Source organism: Salibaculum griseiflavum (assembly GCF_003129565.1).
Classification (GTDB): Bacteria; Pseudomonadota; Alphaproteobacteria; order Rhodobacterales; family Rhodobacteraceae; genus Salibaculum; species Salibaculum griseiflavum.
Genome location: NZ_QETF01000005.1, coordinates 136,337 through 155,762, shown reverse-complemented (window position 1 = coordinate 155,762; position 19,426 = coordinate 136,337). Strand labels below are relative to the sequence as shown.

Below are 19,426 nucleotides of genomic sequence, written 5' to 3'. Positions count from 1 at the left end.
TGACCTGCCGGCTTTCCGAAAATGCACAGCACCCGGCAACCGCACAGGTCAGCCCACGGGGTTCGGCATGACGGTCAGGCCTCATGCGGCCTGAGGAAATCCGCGCGGCGCTGCGGGATCTGATCATAGAACCGGCCCAGCCCGGCGCATATGCCCACCCCCATACTCGGAAAGCCGGTCCAGAAGCTGTGCCAACAGGTCGCGCGGCCACGGCCATTGGCCGAGTTCTGACAAGGAGGCCTCGTCGATATCGACCACCCGAACGGGCAGGTCCTGGTATTCCCTCGGGGACAACAGCTGAAGGTAGTCGAAATAGGCCAAACGCAGCGACCGCACCGGCAGCGGATCGGCGGCCCGGATCGCCACAAGAGCCATCACCAGCGACAAACCCAGCAAAAGGACCGACTTGCGCATCGCTATTCCTTTCCCACGGTGCGTCTCGGTTGCTGCGTCACACGCCTATCGCATCAGACGGGCGCCGACCATGCAGGGGCCTCAGCTGGCGCGCATCCAAAGGCAGGCCTTGGCTGGGCGACGTTTCACCCACCCTCGGTCTTGCCACCACGGTTCGGGGTGTCACGGCCATTGCCGTTGCCGTTCCCATTTCCATTTCCGTTCCCGTTGGCGTTTCCATTCCCGTTGCCGGTTTCGATGTCGTCCCCACAATTAACACCACAACCGTCCTGACCGGGGCTTGCGCCCCCCCCTTTGCCTTCGCTTGGCCCGGTATCTCCGCTGCTTCCGGGGAAGGTCGGATCTTCGGGCTCAGGCTCAGGCTCGGGCTCGGGTTCTGGCTCTGGTTCTGGTGCAGGAGGCGCCGGTATCGGGGCCCGTTCATGGCGGACCTGGATGTAGCGGTCGCAATCCCGCGTCCGGACCCGGAACGGCGCCCGGAGTCGCTGTTGCCCGGGGATCAGCGGAAATGCGTTGTCCAAAAGCTCGCCTGCATTCGGTCGGTCCCTGACCGCCCACAAAAAAATCATGGTATGAGCGGCTGGAACCACTTTCAAAAAGACAAAAAGAAGAAAAATTTCCCCTAGGTAAGGTCCATCAGGAGAGAGTCGCGGTCAAGTTTTACCCTTACTTTCGCCTAGGTTGTGCCACATTCCGGCATGCCTTGCGGGCCCGCCAGATGTTGATTTGACCGGGTCAACGGTTCCGGGCGCAGGCGTGCTCAGCAGCTTCGCGATGCCACCGATACCACTTCACAGTCCCCGAACCGCTCTCCGCCCTCGGTCCTCAGCGCACGAAAGGCAAGGCGCCGGAAAAAACGCCAGGGCACATGTCGTGAAAGCAATGTCTTGAAATGGCGGACCCTAGAGGATTCGAACCTCTGGCCTCTGCCTTCGGAGGGCAGCGCTCTATCCAGCTGAGCTAAGGGTCCAACGACGCCCGATTACCGCGCCCGGCCGGGTCGCGCAACCACTTTCGGCTTGCCCTTGGCGCACGCCGCGCCACAAATGGCGGCATGGAAATTCGGGGACATATGCCACTCTGGGTGCTGGTGGCGATCCAGGTCGTGGTTTCGGCGGCCTCTTTGGTGGTCGAGATCGTGGCCGGGCGCATGTTGGCCCCCTATGTGGGGATGTCTCTTTATACCTGGACGGCGATCATCGCCGTGGTGCTGGCCGGGTTTTCCGCCGGGCATTGGTGGGGCGGGCGGATCGCCGGGCGCGCGGACGCGCTGCGCTATACCGGATGGACACTGATCGGGGCGGCGCTGACCACGGCGCTGGCCGTCAGCCTTCTGCGCTGGATCGCCGGGCCTGTGATGAGCAGTGTGGACCACCCGGTCTGGGCAATCGTGGTGCTGTGTGGCGCGGTCTTCTTTCTGCCCTCGCTCTTCGCCGGGGTGCCAGCGCCCGTTCTGGCCCAGATCGGGGTCGAGACCGGGCGCGACAGCGGCAAGGCGCTTGGGGCGCTGTTCGCCGCCGGGGCCATCGGGGCCATCGCGGGCACCCTGTTGGCGGGGTTCGTGTTCATTTCCTGGCTAGGGTCGGCGCTGACCCTGGCGGTCGTCACCGCCGTCTACGTTCTTTCGGCGCTGCTCTGCCTGGGCTGGGGCAAGGCGCGGCTGGGCCTGGCGGCGCTGGCCTCGGTGCTGGCGCTGGGGCTGGCGGGATGGGCGGTGGCGGCCCCCTCTCCCTGTGATGTGGAAAGCGATTACTTCTGTATTCGATCTGTCGACATGTCCGCCGATCCCGACCAGCCTGTGCAGATGATGGTGCTGGATCACCTGGTGCACGGGATGAGCGCGCAGGATGCGCCGCAGGTGATGTTCACCGACCATGCCGCCATGCTGGACGGCCTGTCGCGGATCCGCGCCACCACACGGGATTATTCCAGCTTCCTGATCGGGGGCGGCACCTATTCCATGCCCCGCGCCATCGCCGCACGGGGCGGCGGGCCGGTCACCGTCGCCGAGATCGACCCGGAGGTGACGCGCATCGCCGCCCGCGATTTCTGGTTCGATCCAGAAACGGCAGAAATCCTGCACATGGATGCCCGCGTCGCCTTGGCCAAGCGGCCAGAGCGGTATGACGTGATCGTAGGCGATGCCTTCACCGATATCGCCGTGCCAGCCCACCTGATCACCCGCGAGTTCTACGAACTTGTGCAAAGCCGGCTGACCCCCGGCGGCAGCTACCTGATGAACGTGATCGATTTCGAGGACCGCCTTGAGGTTCTGGGTGCCGTGGTGCGCACCCTGCAGGAGGTCTTCCCGGTGGTCGAGATCTGGACCGAGGCCGCCCAACCCGCGCCGGGACAACGCATGGTTTTCGTGATTGCCGCCGGCTCTGACCCGACCCCCCTGCCCGGTTTCCAGACGCGCAGCCCGGACCCCATCAGTTTTGCCGCGCTGTCCGACGAGATGGTCGCGCAAATCACCGGGGCCGATGACCTGATCCTGACCGATGATTTCGCGCCGATTGACCGGCTGATGGGAGCGACGGACTGACCCGCAGCACGGCGTTCGTCAGGCCAGCAGCTTGTGGCAAAGCTCCAGCGCATCGACCAGGGCATCAACCTCTTCAGTGGTGTTGTAGAGTCCGAAGGACGCCCGGCAGGTCGCCGCCAAGCCAAGGTGCTCCATCAACGGGCCGGTGCAATGCTGGCCCGCCCGAACTGCCACCCCCTTCTTGTCGAGGATCGTGGAGATGTCATGGGCATGGGCCGCCCCTTCGAGCGTGAAGGAAAAGATCGCCGCCTTGCCCACAGACCGGCCTTGGACGTTCAGCCAGTTGAGGCCGTCCAGCCGGTCGCGGGCATAATCGCGCAAGTGACGCTCGTGGGCGGCGATGTTCTCCATCCCCAGCCCCATCATGTAATCCAAGGCCACGCCCAGCCCGATCATCTGAACGATACCCGGCGTGCCGGCCTCGAACTTCATCGGTGGGTCGTTGTAGGTGACGGCGTCCTTGCTGACCTCGCGGATCATGTCGCCGCCGCCCATGAAAGGCTGCATCTCGGCCATGCGGTCGCGATGGATGTAGATCGCGCCCGAGCCGCTGGGACCATAGAGCTTGTGCCCGGTGATCGCATAGAAATCACAGCCGATCTCCTCGACATTGACCGGCATGTGAACGGCGGCCTGCGATCCGTCGACCAGCACCGGAACGCCCCTTTCGCGCGCCCCGTCGCAGATGGATTTCACATCCACCACCGTGCCCAGAACATTGGACAGATGCGTGACCGCGATCAGCCTGGTTCGGTCGGTGATGGCCCCCAACACCTTGTCGGGGTCGAGATCGCCATTGGCATCCACGTCGACCCAGACGAGTTTCACCCCCAACCGTTCGCGCAGGAAATGCCAAGGCACGATATTGGCATGGTGTTCCATGACCGACAGGATGATCTCGTCGCCCGCTTCCATCCGCGGCATGGCCCAGCCATAGGCCACCGTGTTGATGCCCTCGGTGGTGCCGGAATTCATGACGATCTGGCGTTCATCCGAAACACCGAGGAATCGCGCGATGGTGCCACGCACGGCCTCGTATTTCTCGGTCGCGAGGTTGCTGAGATAGTGCAGCCCCCGATGCACGTTGGAATACTCGTGGGAGTAGGCCTGGGTGATCGCATCTATGACGACCTGCGGCTTCTGCGCGCTGGCGCCGTTGTCGAGATAGACCAGCGGCTTGCCGTTCACCTCGCGCGTCAGGATCGGAAAATCGGCGCGCACCTTGACGATATCGAAGGTCATTGGGGGGCTCCTGAAGGGGCAATACCGCCGGCCCCGATCCCGAAGATCATCAGGAACAGCACCAGCGCGAAGGAAATGGCGAGGAATGACAGCACGATGACCCCGGTCGACCGACCGAGGCTGTCGAACCCATGAGCAAGGTTCACGAAATGCGCCATGGCTCGGAACGAGATGACCAGCCCGGCGAGCATGGCAAGAAAGGACAGCGGCGGGGCCAGCAGGATCAACAGAACCTGCAAGGCAAGCACCAGCACCATGAACAGTTGCAGCCACGCCATCAGGTTCAGCATCAGGGTAAAGCCCGCCTGCCCCCCCATCATACCGCCGATGCGCCACAGCGCTGCGGTCAGCAAGGCCGCGCTGGCCACGGAGACGATCCCCCAGAGCAGCGGCGACATGCGCGGCGGCGTCATGACCTCGCCTGACTCCAGCGTCACCGGCTGCGGCGGCACGAGAAGGTCCGACAGCCCCGTCAGCACCGCCGAGGCCACACCGGCCAGGATCAGCACCATCCATCCGATATTGCGCGGCAGGTCCAGGGCGCGGATCCGCTCCCCTGCCTCAACCGGTTTTTCGACGGTCAACCGGGCCAGTGCCCACAGGTCGGAATTACGGATCGGCATGGTCTGCCCCCTTCGAGGCCTCGATCAGGCCGAATACCCAGAACAGCAGCCAGACCAGCAGCCATATCCCGCCAATCGCCTGCGTGGCCGGGGCGTCCGGCCCGTTCAACCCCACAAGCAACCCATAGAACAGCGCCACCGGGGTCGCGGCCAGCCAGGCCCAGAACAACGCGACACGCGATCCATAGCCCGAGGGCCGCCCGCGCAGGAGGTAGGCAATCCCCCGCCCCACGAAGGCCAGAGCGTAAAACAGTAGCGGGGCCAGCATCATCAGCCCGAAAAAGGCATAGGCGGCATCGCGGGTGAAATCCCCCTCCGCCATCACCGCCTCGCGTTGCAGCGCCGGCAGGCGCGAGATGAAGACGATCAGGCAGCCGAACATCAGCCACATGATCGCCCGATCCTCGCGCTGGCCCATGGACAGAAGGTCCCGCACCACGCGGCGCGGGCCCCTGTAGGTCCGGACGATGTCGCTTGAGACCGGCATCAGGCGGCGCGCCGCTCCAGCCAGCCGCTCAGGCGTTCGACCATCTCCTCGGCGATGCTCTCATCCTCGATCTCTTCCAGGGCTTCGGCCAGGAAGGCCAGCACCAGTAGGTCGGTTGCCTGTGCCGTGGGCACCCCGCGCGATCGCAGGTAGAAAAGCGCCGTCTCATCGATCGCCCCCGAGGTCGAGCCATGCGAACAGGCCACGTCGTCGGCATAGATCTCAAGCTCGGGCTTGGCCAGGAACTGGCTGTCATCGTCCAGCAGCAACGACTGGCTGATCTGGTAGCCGTCGGTCTTCTGGGCGCCTTCCTTGACAAGGATCTTGCCCTGGAACACCCCGGTCGCCCCGTTGCGCAGCACCTTCTTGAAAACCTGGCGGCTTTCGCAATTCACCGCGTCATGGGTGACGAAGACCGTGTCGTCGTGATGAAAATCGTCCCCATCACCGACACAGGCGCCGGCCACATGGGCCACCGCATCGTCGCCGGTCAGCTCGATCACGCATTCGTTGCGCGTCAGCACGCCGTTCACGGTCATGGTGAAGGACTTGAACGTGCTTTCGGAGCCAAGCCGAGCGAAAGTCCCCGTCACGGCGCGGCGCTCATGGTCGCGGCCCTGGGCGCGGACATGATGGAAGGTCGCGTTATCCGCCACGTCCACTTCCATGACCTTGTTGAACCGCGCCGCGGCCGGACCTGTTTCCAGCAGGGTCATCTCGGCCCCCTCTTCCACGCGGACCACATGGTGCAGGATCGCGTCCGAGTCCTCGCTTTCATGCAGATAGGTCAGGCAGACAGGCTTGGCAGGCTTACCGGTGACCCGGATGACGACGCCGTCGCTGGCATAGGCAGTGTTGAGCGCGGCCAGCGGACGCTGGACCGGGTTCTGGCCATTCGTCTCCAGCACGCCATAGACGTCGCGGGCCCAGTGGATGTCCTTGGCCATGGCGTCGGACAGGCGCTCGATCTCGATCCCATCCAGCGTCAGCGCGTCCGAAGCGGTCATGTCCAGCACCCCGTCGCGGAACACCAGATGCAGCCGGTCCCGTTCGTGAAACAGGTGCGGCTCGCCGCCGTCGAACAGCGCCGCCTTGGGCGCCTCTGCACGGGTCAGCGTTTCGGGGCGGGTGAATTTCCAGTATTCGTCGCGGGGATGGGGCAGGCCCATCTCGCGCACCCGTGCCAGCGCCGCGCCGCGCGCCTCGGCGGCCCAGCCAGCACCCTCGGGCAGGGACATGGCCGCCAACCGGTCCTCGGTCGCGTCGCGCTTCAGTTCCGCCAGTTTCTGTTTCGCAACCGCGGGCATCAGGCCACCTCCGCCAGGATATCGCCATAGCCGTTCTTCTCGACCTCAAGCGCCAGCTCCGGCCCGCCGGTCTTGACGATGCGGCCATCGGCCATGATGTGCACGACGTCGGGCACGATGTGATCCAACAGACGCTGGTAATGGGTGATGACGAGGAACCCGCGCCCCTCGCTGCGCAGGGCGTTCACCCCGTCAGCGACCAACTTCATCGCGTCCACGTCCAGCCCCGAGTCGGTCTCGTCGAGGATGCACATTTTCGGTTCCAGAACCGCCATTTGCAGGATCTCGTTGCGCTTCTTCTCGCCGCCCGAGAAGCCGACATTGACCGGGCGCTTCAGCATGTCCGCGTCGATCTTCAGATCCTTGGCCTTCTCGCGGATCAGCTTGAGGAAGTCGGCGGCGCTCATTTCCTCCTGGCCCTTGGCCTTGCGCTGTGCGTTCAGCGCGGTGCGCAGAAAGGTCATGTTGCCCACGCCGGGGATCTCGATCGGGTATTGGAAGGCCAGGAAAATGCCCAGGGCCGCGCGCTCTTCCGGCTCCAGCTCCAGCACATCCTCGCCTTCGAGGCTCACGCTGCCATCGGTCACCTCGTAGCCTTCACGGCCCGACAGGACGTAGGACAGGGTCGACTTGCCAGACCCGTTGGGGCCCATGATGGCATGCACCTTTCCCGCTTCGACCGTCAGATCGACGCCTTTGAGGATCTGCTTGTCCTCTTCTTCAAGTTTGACGTGCAGATTATTGATTTGCAGCATTTTTTCCTCTTTCCACAGCAGGATACGGGGCGCGCGTCGCCGCGGCCCCGGATCGGGTTCTTGTCGGTTTGTTCTCGGGGGTCAGCCGGTCAGGATGCTGGGTCGGGACAGCATGTCGCTGACCCAGGCCGGCGGGTAGAACGCGGCATAGAGATCCGGCGCGACGCGCACCAGTTCGTGTTCGTAATAAAGCACCGCCACGAAGCCCGCGGTCAGGGCCGCGGCGCGCTTGAGCGTGTTCAGCCCCAGGATCAGCCCGACCCCAAGAGCCAGCACCAGCGGCACCGCAAGGTCGGCGAGCACCGGGTCGAGAAACTCGGCCAGATCGACCTCCAGCGGGCCCTCGGCGCCGAGAAAGGCAAAACGCAGCCACCGTCCCAAGACCACGGCCAACGCGCCGACAACCAGCGCCAGCGGCATCATCGCCATGTCCTTCAACACGCCCGAAGGCTTGCGCGTGCCCAGCCGGGTGCCACTGGCGATCCGGCCCTCCTGCTTGCGCGAGGCCAAGCCCCCGCCGGGCACCGTCCAATGGGTCGTCTTGCCCGAACTGATCCGGTTGATCCGCTTCGCGAACTGGTCCTGCTGCGCCCAAGACATCGGTCTCGCCCTTCGCTTGCCCTATCCTTAGGGTCCTGAGTTGCAAAGATGCATGGCCGAAAAGTGGCAGGGTTGCGAAGAATTGCAGGCATGCGCGAGCGGGGCGCAGCGCACCCTTGTCCCCGCGATATGCCCGATTCAGATCCATGTTTCAGTCGCGCGCGATGCTGACGGCGGTGCCAGAGGCGCTGACCATCAGCATGTTGTTGATGACTTCGTAATCGAGGTCCACGCCCACAACCGCGTTGGCGCCCAGCGCCGCGGCGCGCTCTTCCATCTCGCGCATGGCGGTCTCGCGGGCCCGGCCCAGTTCCTGCTCGTAAGCGGCCGAGCGGCCCCCGACGATATCGCGGATGCCCGCAAAGACATCACGGAAGATGTTCGCGCCCAGGATGGCCTCGCCCGTGACGATGCCCTTGTAGCCGGTGATGCGATGGCCCTCGACGGAAGGCGTGGTCGTAACGATCATGATGGTCCCTTTCAGTTATAGGGCGGGCTAGGGCAGGATCAGCCCACCGAGCCTTCAAGCGAAATCGCCACCAGTTGCTGCGCCTCCATGGCGAATTCCATGGGCAAGGCTTGCAGCACCTCCTTGGCGAACCCGTTCACGATCAGCGCGACGGCCTCTTCCTCGTCCATGCCGCGGCTGCGGGCGTAGAACATCTGGTCGTCGTCGATCTTCGAGGTCGTGGCCTCATGTTCGACACGCGAGGAATTGTTCTTCACCTCGATGTAAGGCACCGTGTGCGCCCCGCATTTGTCACCGATCAACAGGCTGTCGCACTGGGTGTAGTTGCGGCTGTTCTTGGCCTTGGGATGCATGCTGACCAGCCCGCGATAGGTATTCTGGGCTTGCCCCGCGCTGATCCCCTTGGAGACGATCCGCGACTTGGTGTTCTTGCCCAGATGGACCATCTTGGTGCCGGTATCGGCCTGCTGCCAGTTGTTGGTGATGGCGATCGAATAGAATTCACCCTGGCTGTCATCGCCGCGCAGGATGCAGGACGGGTATTTCCATGTGACGGACGAACCGGTTTCCACCTGCGTCCACATGCATTTGGCCCGGTCGCCCCGGCAATCGGCGCGCTTTGTGACGAAGTTGTAGATGCCGCCCTTGCCGTTCTCGTCGCCCGGGAACCAGTTCTGCACCGTGGAATATTTCACTTCGGCGTCTTCCTCGACGATGATCTCCACCACGGCTGCGTGCAGCTGGCTTTGGTCGCGCTGCGGCGCGGTGCAGCCTTCGAGGTAGGACACGTAAGAGCCCTTGTCGGCAATGATCAATGTGCGCTCGAACTGACCGGTATTCTCGGCGTTGATGCGGAAATAGGTCGACAATTCCATGGGGCAGCGCACCCCCGGCGGCACGTAGACGAACGAGCCATCCGAGAAGACCGCACTGTTGAGCGTGGCGTAGAAGTTGTCCGACACCGGCACGACGGACCCAAGGTATTTCTTGACCAGCTCGGGGTGTTCCTTGATCGCCTCGGAGATCGAACAGAAGATCACGCCCGCCTTCTTCAACTCCTCCTGGAAGGTGGTGCCGACCGACACGGAATCGAACACCGCATCCACGGCCACCTTGCGCCCCTCGGCAGGTGCCTCGTCCGCGCCTTCGACGCCGGCCAGGATCATCTGCTCCTTCAGCGGGATACCCAGTTTTTCATAGGTGGCCAGCAACTTGGGGTCGACCTCGTCCAGCGATTTGGGCTTGGTCTCCATGCTCTTTGGACGGGCATAGTAATACTGGTCCTGGAAATCGATCTCCGGGTAATCGACCATCGCCCATTCGGGCTCTTCCTTTTCCAGCCAACGCTCATAGGCCGCAAGACGCCACTCGGTCATCCATTCCGGCTCTTCGTTGCGCTCGGAAATCAGCTTGACGATATCGCGGGTCAGGCCCTTGGGGGCGTAGTCCATCTCGATATCGGTTTCCCAGCCATACTTGTACTTGCCAAGAGACTTGACCGCATCGACCGTTTCCTGGTCGACCCCTTCCTTGACGTCCACGTCCAGCTTGTCCATCGCGGTCATTCCTTGTTCCCTCTCGCTTGCGCGCCCTTCATGCAGCACGGGCGCGGTGTTTTTTCAGTTTCTCGGCCCAGACATCCGCGAACCGCAGAACATCCTCCTGCCGGGTCTCCAGCCCCAGTGACACCCGGATCGCGCAGGCCGCATCCCCGGCATCGTATCCCATCGCGCGCAGCACCCGACTTTCCCTGACCTTGCCGCTGGAACAGGCCGACCCCGCGCTGATCGCGAACCCCGCCAAGTCCATCGCCATCACCTGCGTCTCGCCCTTCCAGCCCGGCGTGAGAACGCAAGTCGTGTTCGGCAGGCGCTGCGCGTCTTTCCCGACGAAAATAGTCTCCTTTGAGGCAGCCTCAAGAGCCTTTTCTAGAATATTTCTAAATTCTTTGATCTCGTCCCAGCGCCCGGCGGAAAGATCGCCCATCGCCGCCGCGATGGCAGCGCCCATCCCGGCAATGCCGATGATGTTCTCGGTGCCCGACCGCCGGCCCATTTCCTGTCCGCCCCCCGATTGCAGCGCCGCGATATCGACACCATCGCGCACGATCAGCGCGCCGACACCCTTGGGTCCGCCGAATTTGTGCGCCGACAGGATCGCGAAATCGGCCCCCGACCAGGCAAAGGAAAACGGCATGCGCCCGATGACCTGGGTCACATCGAGGCACAGCCAATCCGCACGCGCCCGGCCCACGGGCCACTGCCCCGCGACCTTTTCCGGCGGCAGAGTGATCACCCCGGTTTCGCTATTGGCCAGCCCCATGGCCAGGGTATGCCCCGGTCCCTCGGGGCGCTCGGTCCAGGCCGACTCGCGCCGATTCGCCCAAAGCGCGTCATGGGCCGTCTCTTCCACGAAGACATCCCGCACCTCGGGCACCCGCCCCAGGAATGACGCCGCCTCCGTCGCCCCAGAGGTGAAGACCACCTCGGCCGGCTTGCAGCCCACCGCCTCGGCCAGCTGCGCGCGGGCCTTTTCCACCAGCGCCTTGGCCGCGCGTCCTTCGGCATGGACGCTCGACGGGTTGCCGACAATATCCATGGCCTCGATCATCGCGGTGCGCGCCTCGTCCCGCAGCGGCGCGGTGGCGTTATGGTCCAGATAGACCCGCGCCATCACAGCGGCTTCTTTGGGTCATAAATACCGCGGGGGTGAATGCCGCAGGCAGAGGGGGCAGCGCCCCCTGCCCCGACCAAAGAGCGTGCGCAGCACTCCGTTTGGAAACGCCCGCTCATTCGTCCACCAGTTCGAACAGGGTCGGCACCGCCGGGCACGGCGCCAGCGAGTTGCCGACGACGTCCGACAGGCGGGTCTGGTGCAGGAAGACATAGACATGCGCCGACATCCCTTCCCACAGACGGTTGGTCAGCGATTGCGCCTTGGACCCGGAAATCGCACCCGAGGCCCCGGCTCCGGTATGCATCGCATCCACGGTCTCATCGACCGCCGCCAGAACATCCACCACCCGGATCTCCGCCGTCGGTCGGGCCAGCCTGTAGCCCCCGCCGGGGCCACGCACGCTTTCGACAAGGCCGGCGCGGCGCAGTTTCACGAAGAGCTGTTCCAGGTAGGGAAGGGAAATATTCTGCCGCTTGGACAATTCTCCCAAAGAGGTCAGCGCATCCTCGGGCTGCAGGGCGATATCCACCAGTGCAACCATCGCGTAGCGCCCCTTCGTGCTCAGTTTCATGGCCCTGATCCCCTTGTCAGCCCCGTCCGTCAGTTGACGACGGCGCAGCGCCCCATTAACTCATGACAGTCGGTGCGCCCGCGCCGAATTAGAATTCTTCTAAGGTGGCCGAGCATTTTCGTCAAGAATGCCCTGCCCCGGACATGAACGGACCAAAATGCCCGAAGTCATCTTTCCCGGACCCGAAGGCCGCCTCGAAGGCCGCTATCACCCGCAGCGGGACAAGGACGCCCCGATCGCCATCATCCTGCATCCGCACCCACAATTCGGCGGCACGATGAACAACAAGGTCGTCTACAACCTGCATTACGCCTTCTTCAACCTCGGCTTCAACGTGCTGCGCTTCAACTTCCGGGGCGTCGGCCGCAGCCAGGGGGAATACGACCAGGGCGTGGGTGAGCTGTCGGATGCCGCTTCGGCGCTGGACTACCTGCAAAGCATGAACCAGAACGCCAAGCATTGCTGGGTCGCCGGGTTCAGCTTCGGCGCCTGGATCGGCATGCAGCTTTTGATGCGCCGCCCCGAGATCACCGGCTTCGTCTCGGTCAGCCCGCCGGCCAACATGTATGATTTCTCGTTCCTCGCGCCCTGCCCCTCGTCGGGGCTGATCATCAACGGCGCCGCCGACCGCGTGGCCCCGCCCGCCGATACCACGACGCTTGTCGGAAAGCTGCACGAGCAAAAGGGCATCACCGTCACCCACGAGGAAGTCGAAGGGGCCGGCCATTTCTTCGAGGAACCACATATGGACACGATGATCGACACCGTGTCCGGCTACGTCTCACGCCGCCTGACCGAGAATACCCGCTGATGGCCGATGACATCATGACAATGGCCGCCAATCTGGCCGATGACGTGATCGAGATCCAGGACGCCACGGGAGAGGACCGGCTGTTTGTCGAGGTCGGCGACGTGATCGGCGCCGCCTCGCAAACCCTCGAAGAAGCCTTTCTGACCCAGGTTCGGATCCGGCTGGCCGAACGCAAGGCCCGCGCCTTTCTCAAGGACCGACTGCAACAGATCGAGTCAGAGCTGAAAGCCAAGCAGGGCGGCTGAGCGGCCGACTGCGACAAATTTGGTATACAGTCGCATACCATCTTCCCCTGACATGGGATTTCCGCTAAACGGCGGCCAAGACGGCACGCCCGGCGGCTGACCCCCGGCGTACCACTTCGTCAACGCGAACGAGAAGGCACAGCCCACATGTCCAACACCGACACCCCCGATATCGTCTATACAAAGGTCGACGAGGCCCCCGAACTGGCCAGTGCGTCGCTTCTGCCGATCATCCAGCGCTTCGCCGCGGCCGCGGGCATCACCGTCGGCACCAGGGACATCTCGCTGGCCGGCCGCATCATCGCCGCCTTCTCCGACGAGCTGGCCGAAGATCAGCGCCTCTCAGACGATCTCGCCGCGCTCGGTGAACTGGTCAAAACGCCGGACGCCAACGTGATCAAGCTGCCCAACATCTCGGCCTCCGAGCCGCAGCTGGTCGCCGCCGTCAAGGAATTGCAGGACAAGGGCTTTGCCCTGCCCGACTATCCCTATGAGCCCAAGACCGACGCCGAGAAGGCCGTGCGCGCCAAGTATGACACGATCAAGGGCTCGGCGGTGAACCCGGTCCTGCGCGAGGGCAACTCGGACCGTCGCGCCGCCGCCGCCGTGAAGAACTATGCCCAGAACAACCCGCATCGCATGGGCGACTGGACCGCGGACAGCAAGACGCGTGTAGCGTCGATGCAAGATGGTGACTTCTTCTCCAACGAGGTCTCGGCCACGCTGGACAAGGAAGCGACTGCGAAAATCGTCCTTGAAACAGCCGACGGCGAAACCGTCCTGAAAGAGGGCGTCACCTACCCCGCCGGCACCGTGGTCGACGCCACCTTCATGAGCGCCGCCGCGCTCGACGCCTTCCTTGCCGAAGAGATCGAGAAGACGAAGGACGAAGGCACGCTGTTCTCGCTGCACATGAAGGCGACGATGATGAAGGTCTCCGACCCGATCATCTTCGGCCACGCGGTCAAGGCCTGGCTTCAGCCGGTCTTCGACAAGCACGGCGACAAGATGAAAGAGCTGGGCGTGAACCCCAATGCGGGCCTTGGCGCCCTGCTGGAGCGGGTGAAGGACGCGCCCGAGATCATGGCAGATATCGAGGCCTGCCGCGCCGCGCGCCCGCCGATGTACATGGTCGACAGTGACCGCGACATTACCAACCTGCATGTGCCCAGCGACGTGATCATCGACGCCTCGATGCCCGCGCTGATCCGGGCCGGCGGCAAGGGCTGGGGCCCCGATGGCAAGGAACACGACACCAATTGCGTGATCCCGGACAATTCCTATGCCCCGGTCTATGACGAGACCATCAAGTTCTTCAAAGCCAATGGCAAACTGAACCCGGCCACCGCCGGCACGGTGCAGAACCTTGGCCTGATGGCCCAGAAGGCCGAGGAATACGGCAGCCACCCGACCACCTTCGAGATCCCGCAGGCGGGCACCGTCAAGATGATCCTCGACGACGGCACGGTCCTGCATAGCCATGCGGTGCAGGCGGGCGACATCTGGCGGTCGGCCTCGGCCCGCAAGGCGCCGATCGAAGACTGGGTGAAACTGGCCATCGACCGCCAGAAGGCCACCGGCTATCGCGCGATTTTCTGGCTGGATGCGAACCGCGCCCATGACGCCCAGCTGATCGAATACGTCAAGCCCATCCTGCAAGCCGCTGGTGTCGAAGACAAATTCGAAATCATGGCCCCGCGTGAAGCAACCCGCGCCAGCCTTGAAACCATCACCAAGGGCGAAAACACCATCGCCATCACCGGCAACGTCCTGCGCGACTACCTGACAGACCTGTTCCCGATCCTCGAACTTGCGACCAGCGCCAAGATGCTCTCCATCGTCAAGCTGATGAACGGTGGCGGGTTGTTCGAAACCGGCGCCGGCGGCTCTGCCCCCAAGCATGTCCAGCAGCTGCATTCCGAAAACCACCTGCGCTGGGACAGCCTCGGCGAGTTCTGCGCCCTGGGCGAAAGCTTCAAGTTCCTGGCCGACCAGAAAGGCAACGAAAAGGCCCGCGTGCTGGGCAACGCGGTCGAGGCCGCGACGCAAGGCATCCTCGACCACGACCGCAGCCCAAGCCGCAAGGTCGGTGAGCCGGACAACCGCGACAGCCACTACTGGTTCGCCCGCTACTGGGCCGAGGCGCTCGCCGCCCAGTCCGACGATGCCGAGCTGGCCGCGGAGTTTGCCCCGATGGCCAAGGCGCTGGCCGAGGGCGAAGCCCAGATCACCGGAGAGCTGGCCGCCGCGCAGGGCAGCCCCGCAGATACGGGCGGCTACTTCATGAACGATGATGCCAAGCTGGCCGCCGTCATGCGCCCCAGCCCTGCGCTTAACGCCATTATCGGCTGAACAGCCTAGACCGGTCGGCGCGACTCGCACCCGAGTCGCGCCGATTTTCATTCCCAACCCCATCCGGAGAGCCCGATGTCGAAGATCAAGGTAGACAACCCCATCGTCGAAATGGACGGCGACGAGATGACCCGCATCATCTGGCAGTTCATCAAGGACAAGCTGATCCTGCCCTATCTGGACATCGATCTGCTCTATTACGATCTCGGGATCGAGGAACGCGACCGCACCGAGGACCAGATCACCATCGACGCCGCCGAAAAGACCAAGGAGGTCGGCGTCGCGGTCAAATGTGCCACCATCACCCCCGACGAGGCCCGGGTCGAGGAATTCGGCCTGAAAAGGATGTGGCGCAGCCCCAACGGCACGATCCGCAACATCCTGGGCGGCGTGGTGTTCCGGGCGCCCATCATCTGCAAGAACGTGCCGCGCCTCGTCCCCGGCTGGACCAAGCCCATCGTGATCGGCCGCCACGCCTTCGGCGACCAGTACCGGGCCACGGACATGAAATTCCCCGGCCCCGGCAAGCTCAGCATGAAATTCGTTGGCGAGGACGGCACCGTGATCGAGGAAGAGGTCTACGATGCACCCTCGTCCGGCGTCTACATGGGCATGTACAACCTCGACGACAGCATCCGCGACTTCGCCCGCGCCTCGATGAACTACGCTCTGAACATGGGCTGGCCGCTCTACCTGTCGACCAAGAACACCATTCTGAAACAGTATGATGGCCAATTCCTGCAGATCTTCCAGCAGGTCTTCGACGAGGAGTTCAAGGACAGGTTCGACGCGGCCGGCATCTGGTACGAACACCGCCTGATCGACGACATGGTCGCCTGCGCGATGAAATGGAACGGCGGCTTCGTCTGGGCCTGCAAGAACTATGATGGCGACGTGCAGTCCGACACCGTCGCGCAAGGCTTCGGCTCGCTTGGCCTGATGACCAGCCAATTGATGACCCCCGATGGCAAGATCGTCGAGGCCGAGGCCGCCCACGGCACCGTCACCCGCCACTACCGCCAGCACCAGAAGGGCGAGGCGACCTCGACCAACTCCATCGCCTCGATCTACGCCTGGACCGGCGGGCTCAAGCACCGGGCCAAACTCGACGACAACGCGCAGCTCAAGACCTTCGCGGAGACCCTCGAAAAGGTCATCGTGAACACGGTCGAAAGCGGCTACATGACCAAGGACCTGGCCCTTCTGGTCGGCCCAGATCAGCGCTGGCTGACGACCGAGGGCTTCCTTGAGAAGATCGACGAGAACCTGAACAAGGCGCTGGCAGGCTGAGCGCCGCGCATTCCGGGTCGGGCCGTCCCAAGGGGCGGCCCTTTTTCGTTTTGACACCGGGGCTATCCTGCCCTAGCGCAACGGCCATGGCTCAGGAAAGTTCCACCACACCCCATACCGCGTTGGAAGACGCGCAAGCCTTCGCACTCGGCACCGCCATGTGTGCGCTGGGGGTCACCATGCTGACCCATCTGGGCCTGATCACCGGGCAGACGGCAGGGCTGGCGGTGCTGCTTTCCTACGTCACCGGATGGTCTTTCGGGGCGATCTTCTTCGCGCTCAACCTGCCCTTCTACTGGCTGGGCTGGGTGCGGCTGGGCAAACGTTTCGTGGTCAAGAGCGTGATCTGCGTGACCCTGGTGTCCGTGATGGCCGAAACCTTCCCGTCCCTGATCCGCTTCGAGCAGCTTGACCCGGTGCTCGGCGCCCTGCTGGTGGGCGCCGTGACCGGGCTTGGCCTGATCGTGCTTTTCCGCCACGGCGCCTCGCTTGGCGGTGTGGGCGTGCTGGGACTGGTCATACAGGACCGCACCGGGTTCCGGGCCGGTTATGTGCAACTTGCCTTCGACGCCGCGCTTTTCGCCGCCGCCTTCGCCATCCTCGCCCCCCGCATGGTGCTCTTCTCGCTGGCCGGGGCCGTGGTCGCCAACCTGATCATCGCCACCAATCACCGCCACGATCGCTACACGGGACGCTAGAAACATGCCCAAGCACTACCTCTTCCTGCTGCTGGCCGTCGCCGCAGAAACCATCGGCACCTCGGCCCTGCAGGCCAGCCAGCAATTCACGCGGCTCTGGCCCTCGGCGCTCGTGGTCGTAGCCTATGCGATCAGCTTCTACCTGCTCTCGCTGACCCTGAAATACATGCCGGTCGGCATCATGTATGCCATGTGGTCCGGGCTGGGCATCGTCTTCATCGCGCTGATCGGCTGGCTTGCCTTCCGGCAAACGCTCGATCTGGCGGCCATCATCGGCATCGGCCTGATCCTCGCCGGGATCGTCATCATCCAGCTCTTCTCCCAGACCGCCACCCACTGACTCTCATCTCGCCGGCAATACTCCGGGGTTTGGGGCAGGGCCCCAATCACACAAAACCTGCCTGCGCAGCAGACAATTTGAAAACGCCCCCTCGCCTTTTGACCGGACAGCGGATAAGGCCTGCGCAACTCTTCCGAAGGACACCCAAATGGACCTGCGCAATATCGCCATCATCGCCCATGTCGACCACGGCAAGACTACGCTCGTGGACGAACTGCTCAAGCAATCGGGCGCGTTCCGTGAAAACCAGGCCGTGGCCGAACGGGCCATGGACAGCAACGACCTCGAACGCGAACGCGGCATCACCATCCTGGCCAAGGCCACATCGGTGGAATGGGGCGACACGCGCATCAATATCGTCGACACCCCCGGCCACGCCGATTTCGGCGGCGAGGTGGAACGCATCCTCTCCATGGTCGACGGTGTGGTCCTGCTGGTCGATGCCGCCGAGGGCCCGATGCCCCAGACCAAGTTCGTCACCTCCAAGGCGCTGGCGCTTGGCCTGCGCCCGATCGTGGTGCTAAACAAGGTCGACAAGCCCGACGCGGAACCCGACCGCGCGCTGGACGAGGTGTTCGACCTCTTCTCGGCGCTGGACGCCGACGAGGACCAACTGGATTTCCCGCATCTCTATGCCTCGGGCCGCGCCGGATGGGCCGATACCGAGCTGGACGGACCGCAAAAGGACCTGACCGCCCTCTTCGACCTTATCGTCGAACATGTTCCCGCACCGAAACAGATCGCGGCCAAGGACGCGCCCTTTTCGATGCTCGCGGTCACCCTGGGCGCCGACCCCTTCATCGGGCGTCTGCTCACCGGCCGCGTGGAAAGCGGCACCCTCAAGCCCGGCGCCACGGTGCAGGCGCTCAGCCGCGAGGGCGACCGGATCGAAAGCTTCCGGGTCTCGAAGATCCTCGCCTTCCGGGGCCTGGCCCAGCAACCCATCGACGAAGCCGTCGCCGGCGATATCGTCAGCATCGCGGGCATGGCCAAGGCCACCGTGGCCGACACGATCTGCGCTCCCGAAGTGACCGAGGCGATCCCGGCCCAGCCCATCGACCCGCCGACGATCTCTGTCACCTTCGGCATCAATGACAGCCCGCTGGCGGGCCGCGACGGCAAGAAGGTGCAGTCGCGCGTCATCCGCGAGCGCCTGATGAAAGAGGCCGAAACCAATGTCGCCATCAAGGTCACCGATACGCCCGGCGGCGAGGCCTTCGACGTGGCCGGACGCGGCGAATTGCAGATGGGCGTGCTGATCGAGAACATGCGCCGCGAAGGGTTCGAACTGTCGATCTCCCGCCCGCGCGTCCTGTTCCAGGAACAGGACGGCCAGACCATGGAACCGGTCGAGGAAGTCACCATCGACGTGGATGACGAATACTCCGGCGCGGTGATCGAGAAACTGACCGGCCCCCGCAAGGGCGAGCTGGTCGAGATGAAACAGGCCGGGGCCGGCAAGACCCGCATCGTCGCCCATGTGCCAAGCCGCGGACTGATCGGCTATCACGGCGAATTCCTGACCGATACGCGCGGCTCCGGTGTGCTCAACCGCATCTTCCACGGCTGGGTGCCCCACAAGGGCAAGATCCCCGGCCGCCGCCAGGGGGTTCTGATCTCGATGGAGAACGGCCAGTCGGTCGCCTTCGCCCTGTGGAACCTCGAAGACCGGGGCAAGATGTTCATCGGCGCCCAGACGGATGTCTATACCGGCATGATCATCGGCGAACATTCCCGCGACAATGACCTCGAAGTGAACCCGCTGAAGGGGAAGAAGCTGACCAATGTGCGCGCCTCCGGCACGGACGAGGCGGTGCGCCTGACGACGCCGGTTCAGATGTCGCTGGAAGAGGCCATCGCCTATATCGACGATGATGAACTGGTCGAGGTAACGCCGAACGCCATTCGCCTGCGCAAACGTTACCTCGACCCGCACGAACGCAAGCGCCACGCCAAGGCGGCAGGCTGAACCGATTTCCGGAAATTCGTTCGCCCGGCCCT

19 protein-coding genes and 1 tRNA gene are annotated in these 19,426 nt (G+C 63.9%); 8 read left to right on the top strand and 12 right to left on the bottom strand.

Features of this window, described 5'->3' with window-relative positions; all coding sequences use genetic code 11:
• Positions 1–123: 123 nt before the first annotated feature.
• The gene (locus tag DFK10_RS06810) at positions 124–414 is read right to left on the bottom strand and encodes a CHASE2 domain-containing protein (RefSeq protein ID WP_109387926.1); all 291 of its coding nucleotides are present in this window, start codon (positions 412–414) and stop codon (positions 124–126) included.
• 893 nt (positions 415–1,307) lie between these two features.
• A tRNA-Arg gene (locus DFK10_RS06800) sits at positions 1,308–1,384 on the bottom strand.
• 84 nt (positions 1,385–1,468) lie between these two features.
• Here DFK10_RS06800 and DFK10_RS06795 point away from each other — a divergent pair.
• On the top strand, positions 1,469–2,959 hold the full coding sequence (locus DFK10_RS06795) for a fused MFS/spermidine synthase (RefSeq protein ID WP_109387922.1): 1,491 nt from the start codon (positions 1,469–1,471) through the stop codon (positions 2,957–2,959).
• Between the two features lie 18 nt (positions 2,960–2,977).
• On the opposite strand, the gene DFK10_RS06790 is transcribed toward DFK10_RS06795, so the two are convergent.
• From DFK10_RS06790 to iscR, 10 genes are all read right to left on the bottom strand, one after another.
• Positions 2,978–4,201 (bottom strand): cysteine desulfurase, encoded by a 1,224-nt coding sequence (locus tag DFK10_RS06790; RefSeq protein ID WP_109387920.1) that lies wholly within the window; start codon positions 4,199–4,201, stop codon positions 2,978–2,980.
• The gene (locus tag DFK10_RS06785) at positions 4,198–4,824 is read right to left on the bottom strand and encodes a YIP1 family protein (protein ID WP_109387918.1); all 627 of its coding nucleotides are present in this window, start codon (positions 4,822–4,824) and stop codon (positions 4,198–4,200) included. The genes DFK10_RS06790 and DFK10_RS06785 overlap by 4 nt, the downstream gene beginning before the upstream one ends.
• Positions 4,811–5,311, bottom strand: coding sequence for a hypothetical protein (locus DFK10_RS06780; protein WP_109387916.1), 501 nt, complete (start codon positions 5,309–5,311; stop codon positions 4,811–4,813). Before DFK10_RS06780 ends, DFK10_RS06785 begins: the two co-directional genes overlap by 14 nt.
• Positions 5,311–6,618 (bottom strand): Fe-S cluster assembly protein SufD, encoded by a 1,308-nt coding sequence (gene sufD, locus DFK10_RS06775; RefSeq protein WP_109387914.1) that lies wholly within the window; start codon positions 6,616–6,618, stop codon positions 5,311–5,313. The genes DFK10_RS06780 and sufD overlap by 1 nt, the downstream gene beginning before the upstream one ends.
• A complete protein-coding gene (gene sufC / locus DFK10_RS06770; RefSeq protein WP_109387912.1) occupies positions 6,618–7,373 on the bottom strand; it encodes a Fe-S cluster assembly ATPase SufC in 756 nt (251 codons plus the stop codon). Before sufC ends, sufD begins: the two co-directional genes overlap by 1 nt.
• An 81-nt stretch (positions 7,374–7,454) precedes the next feature.
• Entirely contained in the window at positions 7,455–7,973 is a 519-nt protein-coding gene (locus DFK10_RS06765) for a hypothetical protein (protein ID WP_109387910.1), read from the bottom strand.
• 151 nt (positions 7,974–8,124) lie between these two features.
• A complete protein-coding gene (locus DFK10_RS06760; RefSeq protein WP_109387908.1) occupies positions 8,125–8,442 on the bottom strand; it encodes a heavy metal-binding domain-containing protein in 318 nt (105 codons plus the stop codon).
• A gap of 38 nt (positions 8,443–8,480) precedes the next feature.
• Positions 8,481–10,007, bottom strand: coding sequence for a Fe-S cluster assembly protein SufB (gene sufB / locus DFK10_RS06755; RefSeq protein ID WP_109387906.1), 1,527 nt, complete (start codon positions 10,005–10,007; stop codon positions 8,481–8,483).
• 28 nt (positions 10,008–10,035) lie between these two features.
• Positions 10,036–11,115: a cysteine desulfurase family protein gene (locus tag DFK10_RS06750; protein ID WP_109387904.1), complete on the bottom strand. Its 1,080-nt coding sequence runs from the start codon at positions 11,113–11,115 to the stop codon at positions 10,036–10,038.
• 115 nt (positions 11,116–11,230) lie between these two features.
• Positions 11,231–11,689, bottom strand: coding sequence for a Fe-S cluster assembly transcriptional regulator IscR (iscR, locus tag DFK10_RS06745; RefSeq protein ID WP_109387902.1), 459 nt, complete (start codon positions 11,687–11,689; stop codon positions 11,231–11,233).
• A gap of 157 nt (positions 11,690–11,846) precedes the next feature.
• Here iscR and DFK10_RS06740 point away from each other — a divergent pair, with 157 nt between their 5' ends.
• From DFK10_RS06740 to typA, 7 genes are all read left to right on the top strand, one after another.
• Positions 11,847–12,500: an alpha/beta hydrolase gene (locus tag DFK10_RS06740; RefSeq protein ID WP_109387900.1), complete on the top strand. Its 654-nt coding sequence runs from the start codon at positions 11,847–11,849 to the stop codon at positions 12,498–12,500.
• Positions 12,500–12,745, top strand: coding sequence for a hypothetical protein (locus tag DFK10_RS06735; protein ID WP_109387898.1), 246 nt, complete (start codon positions 12,500–12,502; stop codon positions 12,743–12,745). The genes DFK10_RS06740 and DFK10_RS06735 overlap by 1 nt, the downstream gene beginning before the upstream one ends.
• Positions 12,746–12,892: 147 nt before the next feature.
• A complete protein-coding gene (locus DFK10_RS06730) occupies positions 12,893–15,097 on the top strand; it encodes an NADP-dependent isocitrate dehydrogenase (RefSeq protein ID WP_109387896.1) in 2,205 nt (734 codons plus the stop codon).
• A 75-nt stretch (positions 15,098–15,172) separates the two neighbouring features.
• On the top strand, positions 15,173–16,387 hold the full coding sequence (locus DFK10_RS06725) for an NADP-dependent isocitrate dehydrogenase (protein ID WP_109387894.1): 1,215 nt from the start codon (positions 15,173–15,175) through the stop codon (positions 16,385–16,387).
• 86 nt (positions 16,388–16,473) lie between these two features.
• Entirely contained in the window at positions 16,474–17,085 is a 612-nt protein-coding gene (locus DFK10_RS06720) for a YitT family protein (protein ID WP_109387892.1), read from the top strand.
• A gap of 4 nt (positions 17,086–17,089) precedes the next feature.
• Entirely contained in the window at positions 17,090–17,425 is a 336-nt protein-coding gene (locus DFK10_RS06715; protein ID WP_109387890.1) for a DMT family transporter, read from the top strand.
• A gap of 148 nt (positions 17,426–17,573) precedes the next feature.
• Positions 17,574–19,394 carry a translational GTPase TypA gene (gene typA, locus DFK10_RS06710; protein ID WP_109387888.1) on the top strand — a complete coding sequence of 607 codons (1,821 nt, stop codon included), beginning with the start codon at positions 17,574–17,576 and terminating at the stop codon, positions 19,392–19,394.
• The last annotated feature ends 32 nt before the right edge of the window (positions 19,395–19,426 follow it).

Excerpts from the sequence above, each read along its gene's own strand:
- DFK10_RS06810 (WP_109387926.1), bottom strand. The coding sequence starts at position 414 with ATGCGCAAGTCGGTCCTTTTGCTGGGTTTGTCGCTGGTGATGGCTCTT.
- DFK10_RS06795 (WP_109387922.1), top strand. The coding sequence starts at position 1,469 with ATGGAAATTCGGGGACATATGCCACTCTGGGTGCTGGTGGCGATCCAG.
- DFK10_RS06790 (WP_109387920.1), bottom strand. The coding sequence starts at position 4,201 with ATGACCTTCGATATCGTCAAGGTGCGCGCCGATTTTCCGATCCTGACG.
- DFK10_RS06785 (WP_109387918.1), bottom strand. The coding sequence starts at position 4,824 with ATGCCGATCCGTAATTCCGACCTGTGGGCACTGGCCCGGTTGACCGTC.
- DFK10_RS06780 (WP_109387916.1), bottom strand. The coding sequence starts at position 5,311 with ATGCCGGTCTCAAGCGACATCGTCCGGACCTACAGGGGCCCGCGCCGC.
- sufD (WP_109387914.1), bottom strand. The coding sequence starts at position 6,618 with ATGCCCGCGGTTGCGAAACAGAAACTGGCGGAACTGAAGCGCGACGCG.
- sufC (WP_109387912.1), bottom strand. The coding sequence starts at position 7,373 with ATGCTGCAAATCAATAATCTGCACGTCAAACTTGAAGAAGAGGACAAG.
- DFK10_RS06765 (WP_109387910.1), bottom strand. The coding sequence starts at position 7,973 with ATGTCTTGGGCGCAGCAGGACCAGTTCGCGAAGCGGATCAACCGGATC.
- DFK10_RS06760 (WP_109387908.1), bottom strand. The coding sequence starts at position 8,442 with ATGATCGTTACGACCACGCCTTCCGTCGAGGGCCATCGCATCACCGGC.
- sufB (WP_109387906.1), bottom strand. The coding sequence starts at position 10,007 with ATGACCGCGATGGACAAGCTGGACGTGGACGTCAAGGAAGGGGTCGAC.
- DFK10_RS06750 (WP_109387904.1), bottom strand. The coding sequence starts at position 11,115 with ATGGCGCGGGTCTATCTGGACCATAACGCCACCGCGCCGCTGCGGGAC.
- iscR (WP_109387902.1), bottom strand. The coding sequence starts at position 11,689 with ATGAAACTGAGCACGAAGGGGCGCTACGCGATGGTTGCACTGGTGGAT.
- DFK10_RS06740 (WP_109387900.1), top strand. The coding sequence starts at position 11,847 with ATGCCCGAAGTCATCTTTCCCGGACCCGAAGGCCGCCTCGAAGGCCGC.
- DFK10_RS06735 (WP_109387898.1), top strand. The coding sequence starts at position 12,500 with ATGGCCGATGACATCATGACAATGGCCGCCAATCTGGCCGATGACGTG.
- DFK10_RS06730 (WP_109387896.1), top strand. The coding sequence starts at position 12,893 with ATGTCCAACACCGACACCCCCGATATCGTCTATACAAAGGTCGACGAG.
- DFK10_RS06725 (WP_109387894.1), top strand. The coding sequence starts at position 15,173 with ATGTCGAAGATCAAGGTAGACAACCCCATCGTCGAAATGGACGGCGAC.
- DFK10_RS06720 (WP_109387892.1), top strand. The coding sequence starts at position 16,474 with ATGGCTCAGGAAAGTTCCACCACACCCCATACCGCGTTGGAAGACGCG.
- DFK10_RS06715 (WP_109387890.1), top strand. The coding sequence starts at position 17,090 with ATGCCCAAGCACTACCTCTTCCTGCTGCTGGCCGTCGCCGCAGAAACC.
- typA (WP_109387888.1), top strand. The coding sequence starts at position 17,574 with ATGGACCTGCGCAATATCGCCATCATCGCCCATGTCGACCACGGCAAG.